This is a genomic window from Pseudoalteromonas tetraodonis (genome assembly GCF_002310835.1).
Taxonomy (GTDB): domain Bacteria; phylum Pseudomonadota; class Gammaproteobacteria; order Enterobacterales; family Alteromonadaceae; genus Pseudoalteromonas; species Pseudoalteromonas tetraodonis.
The window spans coordinates 2,419,687-2,432,592 of record NZ_CP011041.1 but is presented as its reverse complement, the minus strand read 5'-3'; the positions used below and the strand labels follow the sequence as shown (position 1 = coordinate 2,432,592).

At 39.3% G+C, this 12,906-nt stretch carries 14 protein-coding genes; 9 read left to right on the top strand and 5 right to left on the bottom strand.

All coding sequences use genetic code 11. The features are described 5' to 3' along the window. The first annotated feature begins 70 nt into the window (after window positions 1-70). A complete protein-coding gene (locus PTET_RS11360; protein ID WP_013465525.1) occupies window positions 71-511 on the top strand; it encodes a type II toxin-antitoxin system RatA family toxin in 441 nt (146 codons plus the stop codon). Then, on the top strand, window positions 508-831 hold the full coding sequence (locus tag PTET_RS11355; RefSeq protein WP_013465524.1) for an RnfH family protein: 324 nt from the start codon (window positions 508-510) through the stop codon (window positions 829-831). Before PTET_RS11360 ends, PTET_RS11355 begins: the two co-directional genes overlap by 4 nt. Before the next feature lie 50 nt (window positions 832-881). Here PTET_RS11355 and PTET_RS11350 read toward each other — a convergent pair whose 3' ends face one another. Next, window positions 882-1,241, bottom strand: a complete 360-nt coding sequence (locus PTET_RS11350; RefSeq protein ID WP_013465523.1) for an outer membrane protein assembly factor BamE — start codon at window positions 1,239-1,241, stop codon at window positions 882-884. A gap of 106 nt (window positions 1,242-1,347) precedes the next feature. On the opposite strand from PTET_RS11350, the gene PTET_RS11345 reads away from it, so the two are divergent. Next, complete coding sequence (locus tag PTET_RS11345; RefSeq protein WP_016899245.1) at window positions 1,348-1,689, top strand: GIY-YIG nuclease family protein; 342 nt, start codon at window positions 1,348-1,350, stop codon at window positions 1,687-1,689. Here PTET_RS11345 and PTET_RS11340 read toward each other — a convergent pair. From PTET_RS11340 to ilvC, 4 genes are all read right to left on the bottom strand, one after another. Then, on the bottom strand, window positions 1,635-2,354 hold the full coding sequence (locus PTET_RS11340; RefSeq protein ID WP_255314614.1) for a M28 family peptidase: 720 nt from the start codon (window positions 2,352-2,354) through the stop codon (window positions 1,635-1,637). The two genes, PTET_RS11345 and PTET_RS11340, sit on opposite strands and share 55 nt — an antisense overlap. A 193-nt stretch (window positions 2,355-2,547) precedes the next feature. Continuing rightward, window positions 2,548-3,738 carry a tetratricopeptide repeat protein gene (locus PTET_RS11335; protein WP_013465521.1) on the bottom strand — a complete coding sequence of 397 codons (1,191 nt, stop codon included), beginning with the start codon at window positions 3,736-3,738 and terminating at the stop codon, window positions 2,548-2,550. Between the two features lie 78 nt (window positions 3,739-3,816). Further along, complete coding sequence (locus tag PTET_RS11330; protein WP_013465520.1) at window positions 3,817-5,736, bottom strand: methyl-accepting chemotaxis protein; 1,920 nt, start codon at window positions 5,734-5,736, stop codon at window positions 3,817-3,819. A gap of 155 nt (window positions 5,737-5,891) precedes the next feature. After that, complete coding sequence (ilvC, locus tag PTET_RS11325; RefSeq protein WP_013465519.1) at window positions 5,892-7,364, bottom strand: ketol-acid reductoisomerase; 1,473 nt, start codon at window positions 7,362-7,364, stop codon at window positions 5,892-5,894. A 137-nt stretch (window positions 7,365-7,501) separates the two neighbouring features. Between ilvC and ilvY the strand changes: the two genes are divergently transcribed. The 6 genes from ilvY (at window position 7,502) to PTET_RS11295 (ending at window position 12,840) form a co-directional block, all read left to right on the top strand. Next, window positions 7,502-8,407, top strand: coding sequence for an HTH-type transcriptional activator IlvY (ilvY, locus tag PTET_RS11320; RefSeq protein WP_013465518.1), 906 nt, complete (start codon window positions 7,502-7,504; stop codon window positions 8,405-8,407). Window positions 8,408-8,497: 90 nt separating this feature from the next. Beyond that, window positions 8,498-9,544 (top strand): GGDEF domain-containing protein, encoded by a 1,047-nt coding sequence (locus PTET_RS11315; protein WP_013465517.1) that lies wholly within the window; start codon window positions 8,498-8,500, stop codon window positions 9,542-9,544. Between the two features lie 111 nt (window positions 9,545-9,655). Then, window positions 9,656-10,495, top strand: a complete 840-nt coding sequence (locus PTET_RS11310; RefSeq protein ID WP_049775589.1) for a MipA/OmpV family protein — start codon at window positions 9,656-9,658, stop codon at window positions 10,493-10,495. A gap of 13 nt (window positions 10,496-10,508) precedes the next feature. Next, window positions 10,509-10,874 carry a DUF3019 domain-containing protein gene (locus PTET_RS11305; protein WP_013465515.1) on the top strand — a complete coding sequence of 122 codons (366 nt, stop codon included), beginning with the start codon at window positions 10,509-10,511 and terminating at the stop codon, window positions 10,872-10,874. A gap of 14 nt (window positions 10,875-10,888) precedes the next feature. Further along, window positions 10,889-11,581 carry a response regulator gene (locus PTET_RS11300; protein WP_013465514.1) on the top strand — a complete coding sequence of 231 codons (693 nt, stop codon included), beginning with the start codon at window positions 10,889-10,891 and terminating at the stop codon, window positions 11,579-11,581. A 26-nt stretch (window positions 11,582-11,607) separates the two neighbouring features. Continuing rightward, window positions 11,608-12,840, top strand: a complete 1,233-nt coding sequence (locus tag PTET_RS11295) for an ATP-binding protein (RefSeq protein ID WP_013465513.1) — start codon at window positions 11,608-11,610, stop codon at window positions 12,838-12,840. Window positions 12,841-12,906 lie beyond the last annotated feature (66 nt).

The window sequence follows — 12,906 nt, the reverse complement described above, 5'->3', positions numbered from 1 at the left end:
TTAAGCGCGATGAAAGTTTGGGGAAACGCACAAAGCTTGCTAAAATTCCTGCACACAGTTGGGAGTGAGTATGCCACAAATAGAGAAAAGTGCGCTGGTTATGTACAGCACTAAAGAGATGTTTGATCTAGTCAATGATGTAGAAGCTTATTCGCAGTTTTTACCTAATTGTTCAGACTCAAAAATTATTAAGCAGCATGATAATAACATGACCGCCAGTTTAGAAATATCTAAAGCCGGTATAAAAAAATGGTTTACCACTGAAAATACGCTAATTGATGAGCAAACAGTGATGCTTCGCTTGGTCGATGGGCCTTTTAAAACCTTACAAGGTCGCTGGCATTTTCAGCAATTAGATGCGCATGCGTGCAAAGTGCATTTACAGCTAGACTTTGAATTTTCTAGTAAGTTAATAGAACTTGCGTTTGGTAAAATTTTTAATGATGTAGCTAAAAATATGGTGAGTGCCTTTACTCAACGTGCAAAAGCGGTATATGGAGAGCGAGCATGATCAATATTGAAATTGTGTTTGCGTTGCCAACGAAAGCAACCACGTTAAATATAGAAGTATTCCAAGGTACCACCGCAGAGCAAGCAGTGATCCAATCAGGTATTATTAAGAAGTGCCCTGAAATTGATGCAACCGCTTTAACTTTAGGTGTATGGAACAGAACGGTAAAGCTTAATCATGAGCTTAAAGACGGCGATAGAGTTGAAATTTACCGCCCATTAATTGCCGACCCTAAAGATGCCCGCAGAAAGCGCGCCGAAAAAGCCAAAGAAGAGGGCCGCGCAAATAAAGTAACCGGTGGCCGACCGTTAGATCGTTAGATACAAAAAAGGTGAGCTATGCTCACCTTTTTAAATTAAACCCAAATGGCTTATTGCTCTAAAGGGGTTGTAAAGTTTTCTGGTTGCTCATAGTCACCAGAGACCGTCACCAACTTTTCATTTTCAAAGTTTAATACTAATGATTTATATTGTTCATTAGCGCGCCCTTTATTAAAGCTATAAACGTAACGCCAAGTATTTTTATCGAAGGCGTCTTCGGCAATCGGTCTGCCTAGTACATAAATTACTTGCTCGCGAGTCATATTAACGCGAAGCTTATCAACGTCTGATTGTTCTAAAAAGTTACCTTGAGGGATGTTGATTCTGTACACCCAGCTAGAACAACCTGCGGCTGAACTAAGCGTTAAAGCGACGATAAGCCAAAGAGAAAAAGTTTTTAACGACTGCATTGTTAGTTGTGATCCTTATTTTTTATAGTCTGCATGATACCGATTAGTCACTCAAGGTAAAACCCTTTTGAGTAATTGTTTTTGTTTAGCGCGTTAAGGCGAGGTTTTGACCATTAATAATCAAAAAAGTTTAAACGATGAGTTGTGCAATAGTAAAATTAAACCGGCTGTTTGGTCACTGTATATTGTGCAAACACGGTTTGGTCATTGGTATACCGGCATTACAGTTGATGTAGCGCGTCGTTTAGCAACGCACCAAGCGGGTAAAGGGGCAAAAAACCTCAAAGGGAAAGGACCGCTGGTGCTCATTCATCAGCAACAAGTTGGGACTAAAAGCGACGCAAGTAAATTAGAATATGCGATTAAAAAACTTCCACGGGCAAAAAAAGAGGCTTACGTTGCTGCTTTTAAGGGGGGACTGAATACCTCAGGGTTTGTCAAAAGCTGATTAATAAATGCCTCAATTAGCAATACTGCTTCTTGATAAAGAGCAGTGTTAATATTTTCGAGCGTATCTTTTGCTGTGTGATGATAGTTATCGGCGCCCATCGAGAAGTACACATACGGAATTTTTTGTTTAGCGAATGAATAATGGTCGCTGGCTCTGTGCCAGTCTATTTGTTTCGTGTTGGTGAGTCGACTCATTTTTCGTGATGAATAAACGGGCTTTAATTCGACACTCGTATTTTTTATTTGGCTAAATAGTGGAGTGAGTTGACCTTTTAACGAACGACTTGTTAGCGCGTATAACCGCTTATGCGATTTTTTAATTGCCAACATATCTAAGTTAATATTTAAAGCAATAGGAGACTGGCGCATTGTTTTGGCAAAGTGCTCACTGCCGTGTAAACCGTTTTCTTCAGCGTCTGTTGCAACAAACACAAAACCATAGGATGATTGCACCTTTAAAGCGTTCGATAAGTATAGTAATGCGGCAACACCCGAGGCATTATCGTTAGCACCAGGATGTAATTTTCCGGCTTTTAGGCCTAAATGGTCGTAATGCGCTGTAATAACAATAACAGGCAAATTTTTTGCTGTTTTGGTCGCAACAATATTTACGCCTTGCGCCTTAGAAAACAGCCCTGATGGATAAGTAAAAGGTTGTTCAATAACCGTCAGTTGATGCTCTTTAAAGCGTGCTTTTAAATATTCTCTGGTGAGTAAAGCCGAGTGACTATTCGTTTTTCTGCCTGCTAATTTAGAGCTGGTTAGCGTTGTTAAATCAGTGAATAACTGCGGCTCAATCGGCTTTGAGAGTCCACTCCAACTTATAAAAAATACAATGCAGGTTAAGCTAAATAATTTAATAATGATTCGCCTTAACGATAAGTGATTTTAATGCGATGAGTTTATTATCATAGCGTTGTTTGTCATGTGTAAAGTCTGCTTTTTTTCTGGCTTTACGCAAATGAAATTCCGCCCTAGCTATATTATTTAACTCAAAGTAACTTCGCGCCAGTCCAAAGTGGCTTTCATGTAAGGTTGGTGAAATAGCGTTCGCTTTTTTATAGTGGCTAATTGCGCCTGTAAAATTACCACTTACATACTCACTGTTACCAAGCGAGATATGATAGTAAGGATTTTCTTGGCGTTTTTTGTCAAGCTCAGCCAATAGCTTTTCGCCTTCGGCCACTCTATCTGTGAGTGTGTATAATAATGCTAAGTTACCTTGTGCAGTATTATTATCAGTATTTAAGGCAATAGCATAGCGATACATTTGCTCCGCTTGCTTTAAATCATCTAATTGTTTAAAGAGTACCCCTAAATTGCCCCAGCTAGCACTAAATGAAGCGTCCGTATTGATTGCTGCTTTGAAATAGCTAAACGCTAAATCATAGTGTTTATTTACCAGTGCCTCACCCCCTTTATTATTATAAAACATGGCGGTCACTCTTTTTTTTGAAAGCAATGAGGTTGCAAAACGGGCTTGTCGGCTATTGGGATCAAAATCAATGATTAAACGCTTATTACGCTGATAAACAAGTGAGCTGTCTTTGAGTTTCGTTTTATTGTCTATGGCAAGGTTGATGTGCCCCGTGAGTAAATTAAATCCCTGATTTAGTGACCAATACTCCGGAATGTGTACTTTTTGAAAGCGAGCTTTAAGCCCTAAATGCTCAGCTAAACTATATGCTAAAATTGATAGTGACAAGCAATTGGCGTTTAAGTTTTGATAGCTCTGAGATGCGGTTTGTGTCGTGGTGGATTGATAAGATAAAGCGCTATCGCCATTTGTGAGTAAAAAACTAAGTAGGCTATACGCTATTTCATTAACTGATTTACTCGATTGCACGTAAGCATTTAATTGCTGTTTGAGGCTATCGTCGAGTTGAAATATTTGTTGCTCAGACTCTACCAGCTGCTGTTGTAATTGCATGGGAGGAGTAATAGTGGGGATTGGCACGCTTATATTGGCGTTATCTGTGGTGCTACAAGCACACAGAGCCAGCAGACACACAATCAGTAAATAATGTTTACCTTGGAGAGCATTCATACACACCTCTGTACAAAAAACACACTTAAGTATAGTGGTTATTTTGTACAGAGGTTATTTTTTAATGTAACACTCTATTTAACGTTGCTGATTAAACGTTGCAACGAGTGCATCAAGTGTTTGTGCGCTGGTGGCTAAATCACGAATTGCTTGTTCTGTATTGATTTGTTCACTCATTGACTTATCACTGATCTCACTTATTTGCTCAATACTACGACCTACATCATTCACAACGCTACTTTGCTGTTCGGTGGCGGTGGCAATTAAGGTCGCCATATCGTTAATTTCATTGGCTGTTTCAGTAATGGTATTAAGTAACTCAACCGAGTTTTGCATTGCGCTTACGCTTTGTTGTGCTTTATCTTTTGATTGACCGATATCGCTGACAACGTCATCTGAAATATGAGTGAGTTCTTCAATCATTGATTGAATTTCAGTGGTCGATTGTGAGGTACGATTCGCCAGCGCTCTTACTTCATCAGCAACTACAGCAAAGCCTCGTCCATGTTCACCAGCACGAGCAGACTCAATGGCTGCATTAAGAGCCAGTAAGTTAGTTTGTTCAGATATACCTCTAATTGAATCCACAATACTAGCGATATCAATAGTCTTTTTAGAAAGCAAAGCAACTTGCTCGGTTATGCCGTCAATGTCGCTGGCAAGGGCTGAGATTGTCGTTTGGCTTTGTAACACTTGTTGATGGCTTTGCTTGGTGTTATCGCGGCTATCGTTGGTTAACTTAGCTGCATTGGCAGCACTTTGCGCTATTTCTTGCACTGTAGCGCCCATTTCATTAATGGCTGCTGCAACTGAAATAGTTTGCTCTTTTTGCTTATCAAGCGCTAAAGAGTTTTGCTTGGCTTGCGAAAATACATGATCTGAGCTGTGGCGAATACCGTGGCTCTCATTAGCTACTTGCACAATAGCGGTTTCTATTTTTTCAATAAATTGATTAAAGCCGGTGGTTAAATTATTTAGCTCAGGTTGGGGAGATGTTGGTAAGCGATAGGCTAAATTTGCATCGCCACGCCCTAAACGCGAAAATAACTCAGCCATTGTTGATAACGGTGAAGCTAAAGAGCGAGCTAATAAGTAACTGATCACGCTTGCGATTAGCGCAGTGATGATAGTGAAAGTGAATATTTGCCACTCTAGGGTATTTACACTAGAAAAGACTTCGCTTTTTGGGACTTGAGCTAAGACAAATAAGTCAGTGTTTTTAATCGGTGTGGCTGCAATGAGTGTGGCTTGCCCGTTGATATTTACTTCCTCTAAAGCGAAGCCGTTTTTATTAAGTAATTTGTTATGAATATTAGCGCTGTAAATACTATCTATATTAACCTTAGCGACTTTGTCTGCATCTTTATGTAACTGAATTAATCCGTTTTTATCGGCAATAAACACAAACCCTGATTGCTCAATTTTAAATTGTTGTAGCAGCTTTTGCATATCTGTAATGCTTTTTGCTAAGCCTGCCAAGCCTAAACCATTAGGTTGTTGGTGGTTAACAAACATTTTTACATCGTTTTCAGACTCTTGATAAATACTAATTGAGTAAGGTTGCTTTGATTGTGTAAAAGCAAAAAACCAGCCATCTGCGGCATCATTTTTTAAAACACGTAAAAAGCCATCTTGATTCCAATATTGTGCAGTGTTTTTATTCGCCCACGAAGCCGTGGCAAGATCGTATTGGTCAACCAAACGATTGAGCTCTTTAAGTAATAGCGTGTCGTTGTTGTTGCCAGCATTTGCCCAATCTAAAATAAAGGTATTTGCCGAAAGCTGCTGTGCTGCACCAAGAAGTTCATTGATCTCCCCACCAATATGATTACTGATTGTTTGCAATTTACTTGGCAGTTCAGATTCGATCATGCGTTGCTCAATAATATTCTTTGAGTTATGCAAAGACGTCAAACCAATTAATACAGCAACACAAATAGCAATAATGCTTCCAAGGGCTGTTATTTTTTGAGTAATAGAGAGATTTTGTATCGTCATGATAGTGCTTATATTTACAACTGAGGCAATGAGGGGAATTATTTTAGCACATTATTTATTTTCAGCTATTGATGATTAATTTGCACTTAAAAAAGCCCACAGCAAAATGCAAGTGGGCTTGGTTTCTAACAAGTGAAAGTTCTAGGATTATAGAATTAAACTATTTTTTTCATTGCGGACATGTAGCCGCGTAATTTTGCGCCTACTTTCTCAACAGGGTGCTCACGTAGAGCCGTATTTATTTGAATTAAAGTTTGGTTATCAACTTGATTACTTTGCTCATTTAAGCCTTTACCAATAACATCAGTATCAATACCTTGCATAAATTCTTGTAGAAGCGGCAAACAGGCATGGTTATATAAATAGCAGCCGTACTCAGCGGTATCTGAAATAGTGCGGTTCATTTCAAATAACTTTTTGCGTGCAATAGTATTGGCTATCAGCGGCGTTTCATGCAGTGACTCATAATAGGCAGATTCTGCAATAATACCGGCCGCTGTCATGGTTTCAAATGCCAGTTCTACACCCGCTTTTACCATTGCCACCATTAAAATACCGTGGTCAAAAAATTCTTGCTCAGCAATTTCTACATCGCCTGCAGGGGTTTTTTCAAAATGAGTTTCTGCAGTTTCAGCACGCCATTTTAGTAAGTTAGCGTCATCATTTGCCCAGTCTTCCATCATTACACGTGAAAATGTGCCATCGATAATGTCATCTTGGTGTTTGTTATAAAGAGGACGCATAATTACTTTAAGCTCTTCACTTAGCTCAAACGCTTTAACCTTTGCAGGGTTTGATAAGCGGTCAAGCATGTTTGTCACACCGCCATATTTAAGTGCTTCTGTGATCACTTCCCAGCCATATTGAATAAGTTTTGAGGCGTAACCGGCATCAATTCCTTTTTCAATCATTTTGTCAAAACATAAAATAGAGCCAGTTTGTAGCATGCCACATAAAATAGTTTGCTCGCCCATCAGATCAGATTTCACTTCAGCGATAAATGATGATTTAAGTACCCCCGCGCGATGACCACCCGTACCTGCTGCATAGGCTTTCGCTTGTGCCAAGCCATGGCCCTGAGGATCATTCTCTGGGTGAACCGCAATTAATGTAGGTACACCAAAGCCGCGTTTATACTCTTCACGTACTTCTGACCCCGGGCATTTTGGTGCAACCATAATAACGGTAATGTCTTCACGAACTTGCATGCCTTCTTCAACAATATTAAAGCCATGTGAATAGGCAAGGGTTGAGCCGTGTTTCATTAATGGCATGATGGCATTAACAACTGCAGTATGTTGTTTATCAGGTGTTAAGTTAAGTACTACATCGGCTGTTGGGATTAACTCTTCATATGTACCCACTTTAAAACCATTGTCAGATGCATTTAAGAATGACTGACGACGCTCAGCAATGGCTGAATCACGTAGTGTATAGGCTACATCTAAACCAGAATCACGTAAGTTTAAGCCTTGATTTAGGCCCTGTGCGCCACAGCCTACAATTACCAATTTTTTACCTTTAAGTGCAGCAACACCGTCGTTAAATTCGTCTGCGCCCATAAATTCACATTGTGCCAATTGCGCTAATTGTTCGCGTAAAGGTAAGCTATTAAAATAATTTGCCATGATAAGTTTCCTATTAATTCAGTTTGTTAGATGCATTGCTTTTGCTTTGCTTGGAATAACAATATGGAAAATCTTTTCTTGCGTAAAATGATATATTTGAATTAAAGTGTTTCATAATATGAAATACTGGTGTTGTTATGGATCATAAGCATTTAAATTACTTTTTGGCGTTGGCAAAAACGCTTCATTTCTCTCGTGCCAGTGAGTTATGTCATGTAAGTGCGCCCACTTTAAGTCGTAATATTAAGCAGTTAGAAGATGAAGTAGGGGTGATGTTATTCCAGCGAGATAATCGCAGTGTAAAGCTTACCCGCGAAGGCGTTGCATTTAAGGAGTATGCCAGTGCTACGCTTAATAATTGGCAGCGCTTTAAGGCTAATTTAAACGAACCGCAACAACATATTTATGGCAATGTGAGCCTTTATTGCTCCGTTACCGCGTCTTACAGTTTTTTGCATCATATTTTAGAGCAACTGAGAGCTCAGCATCAGCATATTGAAATTACCTTAAATACGGGCGATCCCGCCTTGGCTATTAACCGAGTGTTAGATGGACATGAATCTATGGCCATTGCAGCCAGACCCAGTAAATTACCTGCACAAATTGCATTTGTAGATATTGGCTACTCGCCATTGGTATTAATTGCGCCCACTATTCAATGTCCGATCACAGAAAAATTAGCCACTAGTAGCGAAACTATTGATTGGTCTGAGCTTGAATTTATTGTTGCTGAACAAGGATTTTCAAGACAAAGGTTGGAGCAGTGGTGGCGAAAAAATAATGTGCAAGGAAAAATTTACGCGCAAGTGGCAGGGCATGAAGCTATGGTATCTATGGTGAGTTTAGGGTTAGGCGTGGCCATGATCCCAAAAATTGTACTCGATAATAGTCCGCTAAACGATAAGGTTCAGGTTTTAGAGTATAAAGGCGAGCCACCACAGGGGTTTAAAATTGGTTTGGCTGTATTACATAAAGAACTAAACGACCCTGCTATTAGTGCGCTTTGGAATATTGCACAAAATATGGGGGAAAACATAATATAGGTTTGTTGGATGATAAAAAACTGTTAATATAAATCGCTAATATTTATGTGTTTATTAACATCCTTGTTGTGATGTCTAAGAGTTTTAATTATGGATAATACGGTTTCACTTGCTCATTCTGCCCAGTGTTTAAAAAAAGCCATTCCGTTGATGGTTAAATACAAAATGCCTGTAACGCCAATAAATTATGCTATTTGGTACTGTTATGTACAGGGCGACAACCCACAACTAAACACAGAGCTTGATAAAGTCATCTCTTTGCACAATACGTGTTCAGCTCAAACCGCCCAAGAAATTTTTAATAAGCATATTAATGACGAAGAGCTTGCATTTTTTCAACAAATGTCTGAAAGGTTTCATGGCACCGTAGAGCAAATGCAGTTTGATCTTAGTGACTCCATTCAATATTCGAAAAGCTTTACTACCTCGTTAGTTGATTCACAAAATGAATTAAAAACGCTCTCTAGTATTAACTCATTTAATGAGATCCTTTCTTGCGTTGAGCGCCTAACTGACGAATCAATTGCGATGCAAGATTACGCCCGTGGATTCCAAACCAAATTAGCGCAAGCGTACAACGAAATTAAAGATTTAAAAGAAGCGCTTAGCGTGACCCAAGAAGCGGTTGATAAAGATTCCTTAACCGGATTATTTAATCGCGGTAAGTTTGATACAGACATTGTTGAGTTTTGTTTGAACGCCTCTTCACAAAATGAACACGGTAAATTAGCGGTGTTGATTATGTTCGATATTGATCATTTTAAACGTTTTAATGACGATTTTGGCCATCAAAAAGGCGATGAGGTACTCAAGCTAGTCGCTCAAAAAGTGCAAAATAGTGTACAAGAGCAATACAGAGCTTATCGTTTTGGTGGTGAAGAATTTTGTATTACGGGTTACTTTGAAAGCATTAATGATGCGATGGCATTTTGTAATCAGCTTCGTTTGAGCATTGCCAAATTGACGATTCGTAAAAAAGAAGACAGTAATAATAAACGTAATATTTCAGCCAGTTTCGGCATTGCTTTAATGGAGCCTTTTAGTAAAAGCTGTTTATTAGTTGAAAAGGCAGATAGAGCACTTTATTTAGCTAAAACCCATGGTCGTAATCGGGTCGAAATAGCGGCCGATATGTAAACGTGTTCTGTTTGTATCAAATTTGTTAATGATTGTAACCCTCTAGAGCTTGTGTTCATACTACTTGCTACTATAGGGTCAAAGCCACTTTATAAACTAGCGATTAACTTCATGCGGTTCCATCTGAGAATAAACACATGCCTGTTATTAGTGCTATTAAGCACTAATGCTATTGCTCAGAAGCAGCAACATATATCCACTGATGAGCTTAATCTTAGTGTGAGTGTTGGTGCTGGGGTGATCACAAATCCTCTGTATGGTGCAGATAACATCCCCTTAGTTGTTATTCCGCAAGTGGCTTATTATGGTCAAAATTGGTTTTTTGATAATGGCCGTCTTGGTTATTCTTTTTTACAAAGCAAACAACATAACGTTAGTTTTGTGTCAGAAATTAACCCTGAGTCACGCTTTTTTATTGATTGGCATCCACAAAATATTTTCCCCTTTAAAACAACCGCTGAGAACGAGATATTAGAATCGCTACACACTGACTCACCTCGTCAAGTAAATATAAATAATATACAAAAAAGACGAGTCGCACTTGATGCCGGTATCAGCTATTTTTTTGTAAAGCAGCAGCAAGTATTTTCTGTGCAATTATTGCATGATGTAAACAGTGTTTATAATGGCTACAGGGGATCGTTGCAATGGCAATATCACCATGAGTTTAAGCAATTAACGTTAAAGTCGACGTTAGGCGTTAATTACAAATCAGCCCAACTAAATAACTATTTTTATGGTTTAAATAGCGCTGAATCTATTTACGGTGAAATAGAAGTTGGTAGTAGTTGGCAACCTTATGCTAAAATCGACGCCCGTTGGCCTGTAGATGGAGTCAACGCGCTTCGTTTTCATTTAGCCTATTATGATTATTCAGCAATGGATAGCAGCCCGCTTTTTGAACATGACTATTCAATGACCGCCTTTATAGGATTCGAACATACATTTTAATATGAAGTGTTTTATGTTGGTTGTGCTTACAGCTTCATTTTTTAGCAACGCTAGCGTTGCAAAAGCCTCTTCACTTAACGTATCACCCAAAGTCTGTGTGGTTTCCGAACAACAAGAATTTTGTGATCTTGAGTTAAAATTTAAGTGGCAACTGTCAGCCGCTAGCGATGTATGTTTATACCAACAAGATACACAATTACAATGCTGGCAAGGTGTCAAAAAAGGCCAACTTAGTTATAAAGCGCGTGTTCAGGTGGAGACCATATACTCCCTGATTAATCCCCATACAGGTGTATCGTTAGCGAGTGTGCAAATAGAAGTGCAAACCGCATACGCTAAGAAAAAACATCGGCTACGCTCACCTTGGAGCTTTTTTTAATTTAGGAGCAGTAAATGCCAAAGATATTACTTGTTGAAGATGATTTAGGGTTGCAACAATTAACCAAAGACTATCTTGAGCATAATGGCTTAGAAGTTGACGTTTTAGAACGCGGTGACGAAGTGTTCCCTTATCTTAGTGAAAACCACGTCGACTTGATCATTTTAGATGTAATGTTGCCAGGAAAAGATGGCTTTAGCGTATGTCGACAAGTACGTGACAAATACACTCTCCCTATCTTAATGCTAACAGCAAAGGGTGAAGACTTCGATCAAGTCATAGGCTTAGAACTCGGGGCTGACGACTACGTTATAAAACCGGCAGAGCCGCGTGTACTTCTTGCTCGAATTAGTGCATTGCTTCGCCGTGGACAGCCAAGTGTTAAAGCGATTGAAGAACTTCAATTTGGTGACTTATCAATAGATAAAACCAGCCGCATTGTAAAGCTAAGCGGTGTTGAAATTGTCCTGACTTCTCATGAATTTGAATTGCTGTGGTTATTGGCTTCAAATGCTGGTGAAGTGCTCAGTCGAGAGCATGTCCATCAACATATGATAGGGCGTGAGTACGACGGGTTAGACCGCACGGTGGATGTTCGTGTATCACGCATTCGTAAAAAGCTCGGTGATAACAGTGATAAACCCTATCGAATTAAAACGGTATGGGGGCAAGGCTATCTATTTGTATCAGATGCGTGGGATATGTAATAAATGCAAGGTGTTAGGCTAGGTTAATGGGAAAGCTATTTATAAGCCTTTACGTGTATATTATTGCCTCTTTGTTTATTGTTAGTGGCGTTATAGAGCAGTTTTGGCCCTATGATGAATCTCAGCAAAGTGTATTGTTAGATGACGAATTCGGGCAGTCTTTATGGCTGCTTTCACAAACCCCAGATGGGCTTGAGCAGCTTAAACATAATTTTGATAGCCAAGTCATTGCCCAGCAAGATCTGGTGCTCCCACCAGAACAGCAAGCACAACTATTTCAAAACCATTACCTTTATTTATATGATAAACAGCAGCGTATCGTTTGGTATGTAACGCTAAATAATTCACAATTGCTACAAGTAGGCCCTGTAGGTGTTAAACACAGCAGCTCCGGGACTGTGTTACCGTATTTACTGGTGTTGTTTATTATAAGTTTACCAATAGGTTTGTGGAGCTTTTTGTTGTGGCGAGACTTTGCAAAGCTGAGTCATGCATGCGAGGCAGTGGGTGGCTCGCAAGACTTTCAATTAAGCGATAGCTCAAAGTCATTCTTCTTACCCATCACCGATACATTGCAAGTAATGCAGCAACGTATTGAGTTTTTACTGAGTGCTCAGCAAGAGCTCACCTCTTCTGTATCTCATGAATTTAGAACGCCATTAGCGCGGTTGAAGTTTGCTATTGCAATACTTGAGGATAAAACTCACGATACCAAAGCACAGCAGTATTTATCTGACATGCAAATGGATATTCATGAACTGGAGTCCTTGGTATCTGAAATGTTGGAATACGCCCGTTTAGATACACAGCAACCTAGTCTACAATTAGCCCTTTGCGATATCGTTGCATTAATTAAAACTAATATTGAAAAAGTAAACTTTGATACCCGTATTAAACTAACAACAACGCTCCCCACTCAATTTATTTACTTATGCGATAGTCATTTTATGTCGCGGGTGCTGCAAAACTTAATCAGTAATGCACTTAAACATGCCTCGAAAAGTGTACATATTAGTTTAAGTACTGCCGATGAAAAGTTACTGCTAGTGATTGAAGATGATGGCCCCGGCATTGCCTTCTCTGAGCGCGAAAAAGTATTTAAGCCGTTTACGCGCTTAGATAAAAGTCGTGATAAAAAAACCGGTGGGTTTGGGTTAGGACTGGCGATAGTGAGTAAAATTGTGTCATGGCATAAAGGGCAGTGCACGATTGAAGACTCTACACTGGGTGGGGTTAAGTTTATTATTAGCTTAGACTAGTAAATTCCACACAATAAAAAGCGCCTTAAAGGCGCTTTTTTGCGGTTTAAAACCAAAAAATCAACA

Bases quoted from the DNA above. Each gene is read 5' to 3' on its own strand.
- PTET_RS11360 (WP_013465525.1), top strand. From the start codon at position 71: ATGCCACAAATAGAGAAAAGTGCGCTGGTTATGTACAGCACTAAAGAG.
- PTET_RS11355 (WP_013465524.1), top strand. From the start codon at position 508: ATGATCAATATTGAAATTGTGTTTGCGTTGCCAACGAAAGCAACCACG.
- PTET_RS11350 (WP_013465523.1), bottom strand. From the start codon at position 1,241: ATGCAGTCGTTAAAAACTTTTTCTCTTTGGCTTATCGTCGCTTTAACG.
- PTET_RS11335 (WP_013465521.1), bottom strand. From the start codon at position 3,738: ATGAATGCTCTCCAAGGTAAACATTATTTACTGATTGTGTGTCTGCTG.
- PTET_RS11330 (WP_013465520.1), bottom strand. From the start codon at position 5,736: ATGACGATACAAAATCTCTCTATTACTCAAAAAATAACAGCCCTTGGA.
- ilvC (WP_013465519.1), bottom strand. From the start codon at position 7,364: ATGGCAAATTATTTTAATAGCTTACCTTTACGCGAACAATTAGCGCAA.
- ilvY (WP_013465518.1), top strand. From the start codon at position 7,502: ATGGATCATAAGCATTTAAATTACTTTTTGGCGTTGGCAAAAACGCTT.
- PTET_RS11315 (WP_013465517.1), top strand. From the start codon at position 8,498: ATGGATAATACGGTTTCACTTGCTCATTCTGCCCAGTGTTTAAAAAAA.
- PTET_RS11310 (WP_049775589.1), top strand. From the start codon at position 9,656: ATGCGGTTCCATCTGAGAATAAACACATGCCTGTTATTAGTGCTATTA.
- PTET_RS11305 (WP_013465515.1), top strand. From the start codon at position 10,509: ATGTTGGTTGTGCTTACAGCTTCATTTTTTAGCAACGCTAGCGTTGCA.
- PTET_RS11300 (WP_013465514.1), top strand. From the start codon at position 10,889: ATGCCAAAGATATTACTTGTTGAAGATGATTTAGGGTTGCAACAATTA.
- PTET_RS11295 (WP_013465513.1), top strand. From the start codon at position 11,608: ATGGGAAAGCTATTTATAAGCCTTTACGTGTATATTATTGCCTCTTTG.